The sequence below is a fragment of the Breoghania sp. genome, assembly GCF_963674635.1.
Lineage (GTDB): Bacteria > Pseudomonadota > Alphaproteobacteria > Rhizobiales > Stappiaceae > Breoghania.
Map to the genome: position 1 here is coordinate 582,152 of NZ_OY771475.1, position 12,974 is coordinate 595,125.

A 12,974-nucleotide genomic window follows, 5' to 3' on the forward strand; every position below is an offset into this window, starting at 1 on the left:
GGAGAGGCCCCATGGGTGATGGTGACGGCAAGGGTGGCGGGATCGGCGAATTCGAGCTGATTGAACGCTATCTTGCGCCTCTTGCCACCCATCCCGGCAGTGTCGGTCTTGTCGATGACGCCGCTGTGCTCACGCCGCCCGACGGGTGTGATCTGGTTCTGACCAAGGACGCCCTTGCAGAGGGCGTCCATTTCCTTGCCGAAGACCATCCGTCTGCAATCGCGCGCAAGGCGCTCAGGGTCAATCTCTCCGATCTGGCCGCCAAGGGCGCAAGGCCGCTCGGCTACCTTTTGGGGCTCGGTCTTGCCCCGGGCTGGGATGAGGCGTGGCTCGCCGATTTCTGCGCCGGGCTTGAAGCCGATCAGCAGGCCTATGATTTCCCGCTTCTTGGTGGCGACACGATCAAGGTGGCGGCGGGGCCGGTGCTTTCGGTCACGGCAATCGGCACTGTGCCGCGGGCAACCGCGGTGCGCCGTTTTCCCGCGCGTGTCGGCGACCATCTCTATGTGACCGGCACGATCGGCGACGCTGCGCTGGGGCTGGCGCTCAGGTTTGACCCGTCGAAGGGCGAGGCGTGGGGCCTTGAAGAGGCCGAGCGCGCGCATCTCCTGGATCGCTACCTTCTGCCCCAGCCGCGCACCGAAGGCGCGGAGGCGGTGCGGTGCCACGCGCGCGCCTGCATGGATGTCTCCGATGGTCTCGTTGCCGATCTCGGCAAGATGCTGGGAGCTTCCGGGGCGGGCATCGGGGCGGATGTCTTGCTGGAAGCCGTTCCGTTTTCCAAAGCGGCCCAAAAGGCCGTCGAGGCGGACCCGGCCGCTGTTGTAACCGCGCTGACGGGGGGCGACGATTACGAGCTTCTGGCCTCGGTCGCTCCGAAAGACGCGGTGGCCTTTGAACATGCGATGCTGAGCGCGGGGCTACATCCCTCGCGGATCGGGACCGTGCGCGAGGGCGCAGGGGTAACCTATCTCAAGATGGGCAAGCGGATCGATTTCGCAGGCAGTGGCGGCTACACGCATTTCTAGTGAACCGCGCCTGCCGCAGGCGGCGCGTGCGGGCCCCGATTTTCAAAATAAACTCTGCGAACCGTGCCTGTTTCAAATGGGGGCGGGCGCGTGCGCGTGACGACCCGGGTGTGGTCTCTCAAAGGTATTGAATATCAATAAATTACAATATCCGGCTTGCGCTCTGATTCAGGTCTTTGACAAAATGAATCAACGGCAGTAGCAGGCGTTGGAGCGCCTCTTCGGACTTATTCAAGGTCTAAAATGTGTTGCAACGACGTCCCAACGCCCCTATCGGGGGATCCCGCCTACAATCCGGATCCCGATATGACCAGCGCCCCCAAGCCCGATCCTGTCTCCGGCGATCGCCTTGCCCGTCGCAACGCGCTTCTTCTGGCGGCGGCGCAGGCCATGGGTGGGGCGACGGCCTCGATCGTGGTGGCGCTGGGTGGTCTGGCTGGTCATGAGCTGCTGGGCGCCGACAAGAGCCTTGCAACGCTGCCTGTCACCTTCTTCGTGCTCGGCACAGCCTGCGGGACGCTGCCTGCGGGGTATCTGATGCGTCATCTGGGGCGTCGCACCGCCTATATGGCGGCGGCGGTCCTTGGCGGTTTCGGTGGGGTGCTTGCCTGTCTGGGCATCATTCAGGGCAGTTTCGTTACCCTGCTGCTGGGCACCATGTGCGCCGGGTTCGCCGGTGCCTTCGTGCAGAGCTACCGTTTCGCCGCGGCCGATACGGCAAGCGAGAGTTTCCGGCCCAAGGCGATCTCGTGGGTGATGACCGGTGGTCTGATCGCGGGGATCATCGGGCCGCAATCGGTGATCCTGACCGCGGATCTGTTTCTGCCGATCATGTTCGCCGGATCCTTTGCAACCATCGCGGTGCTGAACCTGGTGGGGTTGTGCCTTCTGGCCTTCGTGCGCATTCCGCGCCCCACCGTCTCGGAGCGGATGGAAACCGGCCGTCCGATTCTCCAGATCATCTCCCAAGAACGGTTCATCGTGGCGGCCGCCTGCGGCATCGGCTCCTATGCGATGATGAGCTTCGTGATGACGGCGACGCCGCTGGCGATGATCGCCTGTGGTCACACCCAGACGGATGCGGCTCTGGCGATCCAGTGGCATGTGCTGGCGATGTTCGCGCCGAGCTTCTTCACCGGGTCGCTGATCACCCGTTTCGGCAAGGCCAATGTGGTCGCCTTCGGACTGACCTTGCTGGTCGGGTGCGGGATCGTGGCGCTGGCGGGCGTGGAGGTGGAGAACTTCTGGTTTGCGCTGGTTCTGCTGGGGATTGGCTGGAATCTGGCCTTTATTGGCGCCACGTCGATGGTCACCGATGTCTATCGGCCCGAGGAGCGCAACAAGGTGCAGGCAACCAACGATTTCCTGATCTTCGGTTTTGTCGCACTTGCCTCCTTCTCATCGGGCAATGTGCTCAATGATTTCGGCTGGCAGACCATCAACTGGGTGCTGTTTCCGGTGGTTCTGGTGTGCCTTGCCCTTCTTGGCTGGCTCGTCCTGCGGGAGCGGCGCGCGTCGTTCTGACACCCCCTACTTTCGCCCAAGGCACATTCGGACGCTTGACCTCGTCACAGGTAAGGATAGTTTTTTCATGCGCATTATTGGCGGGAGCGGGGCAACACGTTCGCGTCTGCGTTGAAAGTGCCCGGTCGGGCCGCAAGGCGCGAGCCGGGCTAATCCTTACAAGAAGGGGAGGGGCCCAATCGTGCTCTATATCGTAATCTTGTGCGGTCTACTTTCGATCGTTTATGGCGCCTGGGCGATCCAGTCCGTCATGGCGGCCGACGCCGGAAATCAGAAAATGCAGGAGATCGCAGCCGCGATCCAGGAAGGGGCTCAGGCCTATCTGACCCGGCAGTACACCACCATTGCCATCGTTGGCGTGGTGGTTTTCTTTATCGCTTGGTGGCTTTTGTCCATCACTGCGGCCATCGGCTTCCTGATCGGCGCGGTTCTCTCCGGGCTTGCCGGCTTCATCGGCATGCTCGTCTCCGTCCGCGCGAATGTTCGTACCGCGCAGGCTGCCTCCCGTTCGCTTGGTGCCGGTCTCGCAATCGCCTTCAAGTCGGGTGCGATCACCGGCCTGCTGGTCGCCGGTCTCGCGCTTCTCGGCGTGGCCGTCTACTTCTGGGTGCTCACCGGCCCCATGGGCTATGAAGGCACGTCGCGTGTGGTCATTGATTCTCTCGTGGCCCTGGGCTTCGGCGCTTCCCTCATCTCCATCTTTGCCCGTCTCGGCGGCGGTATCTTCACCAAGGGTGCGGATGTCGGCGGCGATCTGGTCGGCAAGGTGGAAGCGGGCATCCCCGAAGACGATCCGCGCAACCCGGCCACCATCGCCGATAACGTGGGCGACAATGTCGGTGACTGCGCCGGCATGGCTGCCGACCTCTTCGAGACCTACGCCGTGACGGTCGTGGCCACCATGGTGCTTGCCTCGATCTTCTTCTCCGGCGTGGTCGCTGGCCAGCTCATGATGCTGCCTCTGGTTATCGGTGGCGCCTGCGTGCTCACCTCCATCGCGGGCACGTTCTTTGTGAAGCTCGGCGCGTCCAACTCCATCATGGGCGCGCTCTACAAGGGCTTCATCGCAACGGCTGTGCTGTCTGCTGTGGCGCTTGGCCTGATCGTGGCGCTTTGGCTCGGTTTCAGTACCGAGTTCACCACCACCAGCGGCCTGACCTTCACCGGCTTCAGCGTCTTCGCCTGTGGCATCTCGGGTCTGGTCATCACCGGGCTGATCATCTGGGTGACGGAATACTACACCGGCACCGACTACCGTCCCGTGCGCTCCATCGCACAGGCGTCGGTCACGGGTCACGGCACCAACGTGATCCAGGGCCTTGCGGTCTCTCTCGAAGCGACGGCTCTTCCGGCGATCATCATCATCGCGGGCATCATCGTCACCTATCAGCTGGCGGGTCTCTTCGGCATCGCCATCGCGGTGACCACGATGCTGGCGCTGGCGGGCATGGTCGTTGCGCTCGATGCCTTCGGTCCGGTCACCGACAATGCGGGCGGCATTGCGGAAATGGCCGAGTTGCCAGCCGAAGTGCGCACGACCACCGACGCGCTCGATGCCGTCGGCAACACGACCAAGGCGGTCACCAAGGGCTACGCCATCGGCTCTGCCGGTCTCGGCGCCCTGGTGCTGTTCTCCGCCTATACGGAGGATCTCCGGCACTTCGCGGCGACCGCGGAACCCGGCTCGATCTTTGAGGGCATCGACGTCGGCTCGCTGTTCTCGCTGTCGAGCCCTTATGTCGTGGCCGGTCTGCTCTTCGGCGGCCTGCTGCCCTACCTCTTCGGCGGCATCTCGATGACCGCCGTCGGCCGCGCCGCAGGTGCAGTCGTGGAAGAAGTGCGGCGGCAGTTCAAGGAAAAGCCGGGCATCATGCAGGGCACGGAGAAGCCAGACTACGGCCGTGCCGTGGACATGCTGACCAAGGCTGCGATCCGCGAAATGATCGTGCCGTCGCTGCTGCCCGTGCTCTCGCCGATCGTCTGCTTCGGCGTGATCTATCTGGTTGCCACGCCGGCCGATGCCTTCGCGGCGCTGGGTGCGATGCTGCTGGGCGTGATCGTGACCGGTCTCTTTGTCGCCATCTCGATGACGTCGGGTGGTGGTGCCTGGGATAACGCCAAGAAATCCTTCGAGGACGGCTTCGTCGACAAGGATGGCGTCACCCACCAGAAGGGCTCGGATGCGCACAAGGCATCTGTCACCGGCGATACCGTGGGCGATCCCTACAAGGACACGGCCGGTCCGGCGGTGAACCCGATGATCAAGATCACCAACATCGTGGCGCTGCTGCTGCTGGCCGTGATGTCTCACTGATCTCCATCGGATGACAGGATCGAGCCCCTCGCGACGAAGGTTGCGGGGGGCTTTTCGTTTGTGTGGACGCTTGCGGGTGGGGCGAGCCGGACAAGCAAAAGGCGCGGTCGGGATGTCCCGCCGCGCCCTGCTGCCGAATTCAAGCTTCGTGTCCGCCTCAGGCGGCTTTCAAGCCAGCGTCAAAGCCCGAGTGAGGGCGACTTGGCGCCGCGAATGACCTGGCTGATGAAGCCGTAGTCCGACCCGCCGGTGCGGGTTTCGCGGGCGATGAAGTCGAAGACCTTGCCATCTTTCAGGCCATAATCGGCGACCTTGGCGACGCGGCCTTCCTCATCGAAATAGACGGCGACGACGCGCTGTTCCACGATGTCAGGCGCGAGGAAGGCGGTCTGCTCTTCCTTCTGGGAAATGTAGTAGTAGGTCTCGCCGCTGGTGACGGAGGTGGTGGAGGGCGTGCCCAGCACCAGTTCCACCTGCTCGCGGCTGGAGCCGACCTGCACCTGCTGGAGCGATTCCTGCGGGATCATCGCACCGCGGTTCAGCGTCTTGGTAAGACAACCGCCAAGCGCCAGCGATACGGTGGCAACCAGCGCGATGTTTCTGACGGTCCTGGCAAAGCCAGGCTTTTCTCCGGAGACGGTCAGGCGCATGTTGCAGGTACCCTTCTTGAAACCAGCATGTTTTCCAACGGAACTTGGCAAAGTCCCTAACCTGCGTTAGGCCACTTGGCAAGTTTCCTTGACGTTCCGCACCCGCCAAAGAGGCGCGTGTGCAGGTGGCGGTGCCCTCCAGGGTCTGGGAAACATGCCAGTGCCTGTCAGGAAAGCGAACTCGCCATGGTCTTTTCATTCTTCCGCCGTCGCCCCGAACAAGCGACGCGCGATCTTTATGCCGCGATCGTGGCGCAGGCGCGGCAGCCGCAGTTCTATACGAATTTCGATGTGCCCGACACGATTGACGGGCGCTTCGACCTGATCAGTCTGCACGCGATGCTTGTGTTCACCCGCTTACGGGGAGAAGGCTATGCGGGCAAGACACGCTCGCAGGCGGTGTTCGATCTGTTTTTTGTTGATATGGACCACGCTCTGCGCGAACTGGGCGCAAGCGACACATCGGTGCCGCGCAAGGTGAAACGCATGGCGGAGCTTTTCTACGGCGCGTCGCAATCCTATATGAGCGCGCTTGAAGAAGACGATGCGGCCGCGGCGGAGGGCAAGCCCCGCGGAGAACTCGCGCTGGCGCTCCAGCGCAACATCTATGCGGGGCGCGAGGATGCGGCGCCGCTTGGCGCGGCGCTCGCGACCTATATGACGGCGCTGAGGGATCATCTGGCCGAACAGGATGGTGCGGGAATCATCGCCGGGAAGGTCGCGTGGATCGATCCGGCGGCGTTTGTGCCCGCCTCACAGGATATGAATGAAGGAACGACTGATCATGGCTGATCGTAACCGCTTGGACAGCGACGACGCGCCGGCGCAGGTGCTGAACTGGCCTCAGCCGGTGGAGGCTGTCCTCTCGTCCGGGCTCGCGTTCGACCGGGTGGCGGATGCGGATGAGCGCGAGGCCTTGCGCGAGAATTGCGGGCTTATCACCGTATCTCGCATGGAGGCGCATTTCACCGTCAAGCCCTGGCGCAAGACCGGGTACTCCGTCATTGGCCGGGTGACGGCGGATGTGGAGCAGGCCTGCGTCGTCAGTCTGGAGCCGGTGAGCCAGCGTGTCGATGAAGAGGTCAGCGTGAAATTCGTGCCCTTGCGCGAGGCCGAAAAATGGGTTCAGGCCCCGGACGAGGATGGCGAGATTGTCGTCGATGTGGAAGCTGACGATCCGCCGGATTTCTTTGAAGGCAACGCGATCGATCTGGGCGCGCTGGCCGCGGAATATTTCGCGCTCGGGCTCGATCCCTACCCGCGCGCGCCGGGCGTGAGCTTCGAGGCCGCCCTTGAAGCGGAAGAGGCGGGCCAAGATGATCGCCGCAAGCCGTTTGCGGGATTGAAGGACATGATGAAGGCCCGTGACGGCGAGAGCTGAGGCTCTGGCCGTCGGGCCGAATTTGCGCCGGAGGGACGGCGCGCGCAGCTTTCATGCGCCCCGACCCGGTGTCTTATCGGGCGGGCGCGGAAGCTGCGGCAGTCAGGCTGTTTACAAAGCTGTTGTCACTAGCCGTTAAATCGCTATGTTCCGACGGCCCGATAATTGCGCTGTGCGTGGCGCTGCAGGCACATATTCTTTCCATGTTTCGGGATCCGGTTGACGTTTCATGTCAAACAAGATTCGCATTTCACTGGACGCCATGGGCGGTGATAGAGGACCTGACGTGGTCCTGCCCGGCGCCGATATTGCCCTCGAACGCCAACCGGACATCGAGTATCTGCTCTACGGGGACGAGGCTCAGATCAATCCGATTCTGGACAAGTATCCCCGTCTGAAGGCCGCTTCGAGCGTTCATCACTGCACTGTTGCGGTGAAGATGGACGACAAGCCCAGCCAGGCGTTGCGCTCCGGGCGCAGACACTCCTCCATGTGGCGTGCCATCGAAGCGGTGAAGGAGGGGGATGCAGATGTCGCGGTCTCCGCCGGCAACACCGGCGCGCTGATGGCAATGTCGCGCTTCTGTCTGCGCACCATGGCCAATATCGAGCGTCCCGCGATCGCTGCCATATGGCCGACGCTGAAGGGCGAATCCATCGTGCTCGACATGGGCGCGACGATTGGCGCGGATGCGCAGCAGCTCATCGACTATGCTATCCTCGGCGGGGCCATGGCGCGCGCACTTCTGGGCATCCAGAAGCCGACAGTCGGCCTGCTGAATATCGGTGTCGAAGAGGTCAAGGGCCTTGAGGAGGTGCGGACGGCCGGAAGGATGTTGCGCGAGGCGGATCTGACCTCTTTGAACTATGCCGGGTTCGTCGAGGGCGACGATCTCGGCAAGGGCACGGTCGATGTGGTGGTGACGGAAGGTTTCTCGGGCAATATCGCCCTGAAGGCCGCCGAGGGAACCGCCAAGCAGATCGCCCAATATCTGCGCTCGGCGATGTCCCGCAGCTGGTTGGCCAAGTTGGGCTATCTTCTGGCCAAGAGTGCCTTTGACCAGCTTCGCGAGAAGATGGACCCCTCCAAGGTCAATGGCGGGGTGTTCCTCGGCCTGAACGGCATCGTCATCAAGAGCCATGGCGGCACGGATGCCGAGGGCTTCGCCAGTGCGGTAGGCCTCGCCTACGACATGGTACGCAATGAGCTCCTGGAAAAGATCTCGCAGGACATGGTGTTCTATCACCGCAGCGGGTTCCAGGATCGGATCGACAATGAGAAGGCGCAAAGCCAAAAGGCAGGTGATTAGTGAGCTTGACGCGATCCGTCGTACTGGGCTGCGGCAGTTATCTACCTGAGAAAGTCGTGACCAATGACGATCTGTCGAAGATCGTCGAGACGTCAGACGAATGGATCGTGCAGCGCACGGGCATTCGCGAACGCCATATTGCCGGGGAAGGCGAGTTCACCTCCCACCTGGCCCTGAAGGCCGCCGAGGCCGCGCTGGCGGATGCGGGTGTCGAGGCGAAGACCATCGATCTCATCATCATGGCGACATCCACCCCCGACAACACATTCCCCGCAACCGCCGTGACCGTTCAGAACGGGCTTGGCATCACGACCGGGGCTGCCTTCGATCTTCAGGCGGTGTGTTCGGGCTTCATTTTCGCGATGACGACCGCCGATGCCTACTTGCGCGCAGGCCTTGCCAAGCGCGCGCTGGTGATCGGTGCGGAAACCTTCTCTCGCATCCTCGACTGGACCGACCGCGGCACCTGCGTGCTGTTTGGTGACGGTGCGGGCGCGGTTGTACTGGATGCGCAGGAGATGCCGGGCGAGGTCAAGACCGACCGCGGCATCCTCACCTGCCATCTGCGCTCCGATGGCAGCCACAAGCAGAAGCTCTATGTGGATGGCGGACCGTCCTCCACCCAGACCACCGGCCACCTGCGCATGGAAGGCAAGGAAGTCTTCAAGCACGCGGTGGGCATGGTCACGGACGTGATTCACGACGCTTTCGAGGCTACAGGCCTGACGGCCGATGATCTGACCTGGTTCGTGCCGCATCAGGCCAACCGCCGGATCATCGATGCCAGCGCCAAGAAGCTGGGGATCGCGCCGGAAAAATGCGTTGTGACCGTCGAAGGTCACGGCAATACGTCTGCTGCTTCCATTCCGCTCGCGCTCGATACTGCCCGCAAGGCGGGCCGGATCAAGCCGGGCGATCTGGTGATGCTGGAAGCCATGGGCGGCGGCTTCACCTGGGGATCCGTTTTGCTGCGCTGGTAAAGCGCGTAACACCAAGGGGGAGCGCGCGGGGGCTTGTTCGCCGCGCGCCTGTAGCGACCTGGATCGCCGCGCTCAGGGACGGGCGCGGCGATATCCATCTCAGGGTTCCTGATCGGCCGTGCCTTCGCCGCCAGATGTTTGCCATCTCAAGGCGATGTGGGCAGTTGACCGTTCCCCACGGAACGCATACCGTAGTCTCTCAAGCCAGTTTCCTAGTGAATTCAGTATTGTGGACGTTTGCCCGAAGGAGGGGCCATGAGCGGCAAAACCGTGACGCGCGCTGATCTTTGCGAGGCGGTCTATCAGAAAGTCGGTCTTTCTCGTACGGAATCCGCGGATCTGGTCGAACAGGTGCTTTCGGAAATTTCCGATTGTCTTGTTTCGGGAGAAGCGGTGAAGCTGTCTTCGTTCGGCTCGTTCCTGGTTCGCTCCAAGGGCGAACGGATTGGCCGCAATCCGAAGACGGGCGAAGAAGTGCCGATCTCGCCGCGGCGCGTGATGGTGTTCAGGCCGTCAAACGTGCTCAAGCAGAAGATCAACGAGTCGCTTGTGGGCGACTGATCTTCGCGGCCCAGGCAGTCCTTTTCGAGGCTGCCCTTCCAACATAGCGCAAGCGGTGGCCGGCTGGCTTGTCTCCGGTTCCCTTGCAAAGGGTGGGGAGCCAGTAAGGCGGTCCGCCCTGAATGCGGCTTCGTCCGTGAAGCCGGGTTGCAAAACGATGACGGGACAGATTGAAGCCAGTGGATAAGAGCCCCGACGCCTTTCGCACGATCAGCGAGGTCGCTGCGGAGCTTGACCTTCCCCAACATGTCCTGCGTTTCTGGGAAACGCGGTTCACCCAGATCAAGCCGCTCAAGCGTGGCGGCGGGCGTCGTTACTATCGTCCCGACGACGTCGACCTGCTGGCTGGCATCCGCAAGCTCCTCTACGGAGAAGGCTACACCATCAAGGGCGTGCAGCGTCTCTTGAAGGAAAACGGCATCCATTGGGTCATGGATGTTGGACGTGGCCTCGAAAGCGGTGCGCCGGGCGCATCCCAGCAGGACGACGACGACGGGGTGGAGGACGATGCCTACCTCGAAGAGGATGTGCCTGAGCAGCCGGCCTTGCCGATGGCGCGGGCGACCCAGACCGCAGTCCGTGTGCCGGAGCATGGATCTCACGTCGCGCAGGGCGAATTGCCTGCGCAGGCGCTGCGCCGTGCGCCGACGATCGTGCCTGCCGATGAGCCGCTTCCGCGCGATGTGCTTGCCGACGATGCGCGCGTTGAGCCGCAACGTTCGTCATTCAGCCTGATGGAACGCCTGCGCGGCGATGCGCGCGGGGATGCTGAAACCGGGCTCGGCAAGGACGATGTGCGCCGCTTGCAGGCGACTTTGTTCGAGCTTCTGGAGTGCAAGCGCATCCTTGATCAGGCGCGCTAGTTTTCTTTCCGCATCATCGGAATCCTGCAAAACCCTTCGTGATTTTGGCGCGATCTGTGCGGGATTGGGCGCGCGGGAAAGTTTATTTTTATTTGGCTTGTTCCGGACACTGATTATGTCTATGTTCCAGTTCATCGGTATTGCTTGTTGAACTTTGTGTTGGCGCGATCTGCGACCTTACGATCTTCCCTTTCAACATCGACATCATAGCTGCCACGCTTGCGTGTGCGGCGCATACCATCATGACCGATTGAAAGGTAATCGTTATGACAACTGGAACCGTTAAATTCTTCAACACCACCAAGGGCTTCGGCTTCATTCAGCCGGAAGACGGCGCTCCGGACGTGTTCGTCCACATTTCTGCCGTTGAGCGCTCCGGTATCCGTTCGCTTGTCGAAGGCCAGAAGGTCTCCTTCGACATCGTCAAGGACAACCGCTCTGGCAAGTCTTCTGCAGAAAACCTGCAGGAAGCTTAAGTTCTCTTTCGCGGCCCGTGACCACGGATATGCTGGCGCGGGCTGTTCGGACGAGTGGAGAGGCCGGGAATTTCCCGGCCTTTTTTCGTTGCGCACTTTGAAAGGACCGGGATCCATGCCCCCCTCAGACAATCGCGACACGCTCGGCCAGACCAGGCGGGCGACTGCAGAATCCAAGGCGGAAACGACCACGCGGGTTTCGCAGGAAATCCAGCGCGTGGAAGCCGAACGGCGGCAGGAAAAGACCGAAAAGCTCCGTTTGGCCCGGCTCGCCATGGAAGCGCGCTCGGAAAAGCGAGCGCTCGCTGAGTCAAAGGCGGGCAAGGTGACCAAGGCGACCAAGCGAACACGGGCCAAGTCCTGAGATCCCCTTCGACGGGACAGCGGTCATCGGCTGACACTCTTCCTCCACATTCATTGAAGACAGGGCGTCACATGATGAGCGGTGCCGAGGCGCATGCCGGGCGGCAGGGAAGCGCGCGTTCCTGGACCAAGGTTCTGGCGACGTACCGACAGCCTGACCAGATCCGCAGTCTTTTCGAGATCATCGTGACGGTCCTGCCATTCATCGCCTTCTGGGCGACTGCGGCGGTGTGCGTTGCACATGGGTCCTTGTGGGGGCTGTGCTTCACGGTTCCCGCCGCCGGATTTCTGGTCCGGCTTTTCATTCTCCAGCATGATTGCGGCCATGGCGCTCTTTTCATGCGCCGCGGTCTGAATGACTGGATCGGGCGTCTGCTCGGCGTGTTCACGCTGACGCCTTACGACTATTGGCGCCGATCCCATGCCGTCCATCATGCCTCGGTGGGAAATCTGGACAGGCGCGGGATCGGGGACGTCGATACGCTGACCGTCGCCGAGTATCGCGCTCTTTCGCCGTGGGCTCGCGCGCGTTACCGGCTTTATCGCCACCCGCTGGTGATGTTTGGCCTTGGCCCTGCCTGGCTGTTTGTCTGTCAGTACCGTGTGCCGCTCGGCTTCATGCGCGCTGGCGCTCAGCCGTGGATTTCGACCCTTTCCACAAATCTCGCCATTGCTCTGCCGATCGCGGTGTTGATCTGGCTGATCGGCTTTGTGCCGTTTCTCATGGTTCAGGTTCCCATCACACTGATGGCGGCGACGGCCGGGGTCTGGCTGTTCTATGTCCAGCATCAGTTTGAGGAGACGCATTGGACGGAACAGGAGGATTGGGATTTTCAAAAATCCGCCCTTCATGGCAGCTCACATTACGATCTGCCGCGTCCGCTGCGTTGGTTGTCGGGCAATATCGGCATCCACCATGTGCATCACCTGGCCGCGCGAATCCCGTTCTACCGTCTGCCCGAAGTTCTCCGGGACTATCCCGAACTGAAGCAGGTCGGCCGGATCACGTTTCTGGAGAGCTTCAAATGCGTAAGGCTGGTTCTTTGGGATGAGGGCGACAAGTGCCTGATCTCGTTCCGGGCCGAACGGAGCGCCAGAGGGGCGCTCCCCGCCTGAGGGAGGCCCGGATGCGCGCCTTCGGAAAGCCTGACGCGGCAATCAGGCGAGGGGCGCCACGCACGTCGAAGAGGTACGGCAAGCCGTGCGCACAGTCGTCCTTGCCTCGACGCGGCGGTCCTGCGGTGAGGCTGCGCATCCGGCGCTTGCTTCCGACTGCCTCAAAAGGCAAATCGTTCAGCGTTCCCGATTTCGGCAATGCCATTTTCCAAAAGGATGGGATGTTCTGGGGGATGCAAGGAACTCGCTGAGATATCAGGAGTTTGAATGGTCGGAGCGGCGGGATTCGAACCCACGACCCCTTGACCCCCAGTCAAGTGCGCTACCAGGCTGCGCTACGCTCCGACGGGATCTCTCCTAACTGCTTCGGTGCGCTCGCGCAAGGCTGTTCGCTCCTTCCGTGTGCGAA

The 12,974-nt window shown here is 62.1% G+C and carries 13 protein-coding genes and 1 tRNA gene; 12 read left to right on the top strand and 2 right to left on the bottom strand.

All coding sequences use genetic code 11. The annotated features are described in order from the left end of the window. Positions 1-11 precede the first annotated feature (11 nt). The 3 genes from thiL to ABGM93_RS02670 all read left to right on the top strand — a co-directional run bounded on the left by thiL (position 12) and on the right by ABGM93_RS02670 (position 4,866). Complete coding sequence (gene thiL, locus ABGM93_RS02660) at positions 12-1,028, top strand: thiamine-phosphate kinase (RefSeq protein ID WP_321503237.1); 1,017 nt, start codon at positions 12-14, stop codon at positions 1,026-1,028. A gap of 306 nt (positions 1,029-1,334) precedes the next feature. After that, positions 1,335-2,552 (top strand): MFS transporter, encoded by a 1,218-nt coding sequence (locus ABGM93_RS02665; RefSeq protein WP_321503239.1) that lies wholly within the window; start codon positions 1,335-1,337, stop codon positions 2,550-2,552. Positions 2,553-2,730: 178 nt separating this feature from the next. Beyond that, positions 2,731-4,866 carry a sodium-translocating pyrophosphatase gene (locus ABGM93_RS02670; protein WP_319774226.1) on the top strand — a complete coding sequence of 712 codons (2,136 nt, stop codon included), beginning with the start codon at positions 2,731-2,733 and terminating at the stop codon, positions 4,864-4,866. A gap of 179 nt (positions 4,867-5,045) precedes the next feature. On the opposite strand, the gene ABGM93_RS02675 is transcribed toward ABGM93_RS02670, so the two are convergent. Next, positions 5,046-5,516 (bottom strand): outer membrane protein assembly factor BamE, encoded by a 471-nt coding sequence (locus tag ABGM93_RS02675; RefSeq protein ID WP_321503241.1) that lies wholly within the window; start codon positions 5,514-5,516, stop codon positions 5,046-5,048. Positions 5,517-5,702: 186 nt separating this feature from the next. On the opposite strand from ABGM93_RS02675, the gene ABGM93_RS02680 reads away from it, so the two are divergent. From ABGM93_RS02680 to ABGM93_RS02720, 9 genes are all read left to right on the top strand, one after another. Beyond that, positions 5,703-6,308 (top strand): ubiquinol-cytochrome C chaperone family protein, encoded by a 606-nt coding sequence (locus ABGM93_RS02680; RefSeq protein ID WP_321503242.1) that lies wholly within the window; start codon positions 5,703-5,705, stop codon positions 6,306-6,308. After that, the gene (locus tag ABGM93_RS02685; RefSeq protein ID WP_321503243.1) at positions 6,301-6,897 is read left to right on the top strand and encodes a DUF177 domain-containing protein; all 597 of its coding nucleotides are present in this window, start codon (positions 6,301-6,303) and stop codon (positions 6,895-6,897) included. Before ABGM93_RS02680 ends, ABGM93_RS02685 begins: the two co-directional genes overlap by 8 nt. 229 nt (positions 6,898-7,126) lie before the next feature. After that, positions 7,127-8,206 (top strand): phosphate acyltransferase PlsX, encoded by a 1,080-nt coding sequence (gene plsX, locus ABGM93_RS02690; RefSeq protein WP_321503245.1) that lies wholly within the window; start codon positions 7,127-7,129, stop codon positions 8,204-8,206. Continuing rightward, positions 8,206-9,186 carry a beta-ketoacyl-ACP synthase III gene (locus ABGM93_RS02695; protein WP_321503247.1) on the top strand — a complete coding sequence of 327 codons (981 nt, stop codon included), beginning with the start codon at positions 8,206-8,208 and terminating at the stop codon, positions 9,184-9,186. The genes plsX and ABGM93_RS02695 overlap by 1 nt, the downstream gene beginning before the upstream one ends. Before the next feature lie 255 nt (positions 9,187-9,441). Continuing rightward, a complete protein-coding gene (locus tag ABGM93_RS02700) occupies positions 9,442-9,747 on the top strand; it encodes an integration host factor subunit alpha (RefSeq protein ID WP_319773347.1) in 306 nt (101 codons plus the stop codon). A gap of 170 nt (positions 9,748-9,917) precedes the next feature. Beyond that, complete coding sequence (locus ABGM93_RS02705) at positions 9,918-10,610, top strand: MerR family transcriptional regulator (protein WP_321503249.1); 693 nt, start codon at positions 9,918-9,920, stop codon at positions 10,608-10,610. Positions 10,611-10,876: 266 nt separating this feature from the next. Continuing rightward, positions 10,877-11,086 carry a cold-shock protein gene (locus ABGM93_RS02710; RefSeq protein WP_321503251.1) on the top strand — a complete coding sequence of 70 codons (210 nt, stop codon included), beginning with the start codon at positions 10,877-10,879 and terminating at the stop codon, positions 11,084-11,086. A gap of 115 nt (positions 11,087-11,201) precedes the next feature. Next, positions 11,202-11,450 carry a hypothetical protein gene (locus ABGM93_RS02715; RefSeq protein WP_321503253.1) on the top strand — a complete coding sequence of 83 codons (249 nt, stop codon included), beginning with the start codon at positions 11,202-11,204 and terminating at the stop codon, positions 11,448-11,450. Positions 11,451-11,521: 71 nt separating this feature from the next. Continuing rightward, positions 11,522-12,565, top strand: a complete 1,044-nt coding sequence (locus ABGM93_RS02720; protein WP_321503256.1) for a fatty acid desaturase — start codon at positions 11,522-11,524, stop codon at positions 12,563-12,565. Between the two features lie 268 nt (positions 12,566-12,833). Here ABGM93_RS02720 and ABGM93_RS02725 read toward each other — a convergent pair. Further along, positions 12,834-12,910, bottom strand: a tRNA-Pro gene (locus ABGM93_RS02725). Between the last annotated feature and the right edge of the window lie 64 nt (positions 12,911-12,974).

Coding starts and splice junctions, on each gene's coding strand:
- thiL (WP_321503237.1), top strand. CDS start 12: ATGGGTGATGGTGACGGCAAGGGTGGCGGGATCGGCGAATTCGAGCTG.
- ABGM93_RS02665 (WP_321503239.1), top strand. CDS start 1,335: ATGACCAGCGCCCCCAAGCCCGATCCTGTCTCCGGCGATCGCCTTGCC.
- ABGM93_RS02675 (WP_321503241.1), bottom strand. CDS start 5,516: ATGCGCCTGACCGTCTCCGGAGAAAAGCCTGGCTTTGCCAGGACCGTC.
- ABGM93_RS02680 (WP_321503242.1), top strand. CDS start 5,703: ATGGTCTTTTCATTCTTCCGCCGTCGCCCCGAACAAGCGACGCGCGAT.
- ABGM93_RS02685 (WP_321503243.1), top strand. CDS start 6,301: ATGGCTGATCGTAACCGCTTGGACAGCGACGACGCGCCGGCGCAGGTG.
- plsX (WP_321503245.1), top strand. CDS start 7,127: ATGTCAAACAAGATTCGCATTTCACTGGACGCCATGGGCGGTGATAGA.
- ABGM93_RS02700 (WP_319773347.1), top strand. CDS start 9,442: ATGAGCGGCAAAACCGTGACGCGCGCTGATCTTTGCGAGGCGGTCTAT.
- ABGM93_RS02710 (WP_321503251.1), top strand. CDS start 10,877: ATGACAACTGGAACCGTTAAATTCTTCAACACCACCAAGGGCTTCGGC.
- ABGM93_RS02715 (WP_321503253.1), top strand. CDS start 11,202: ATGCCCCCCTCAGACAATCGCGACACGCTCGGCCAGACCAGGCGGGCG.
- ABGM93_RS02720 (WP_321503256.1), top strand. CDS start 11,522: ATGATGAGCGGTGCCGAGGCGCATGCCGGGCGGCAGGGAAGCGCGCGT.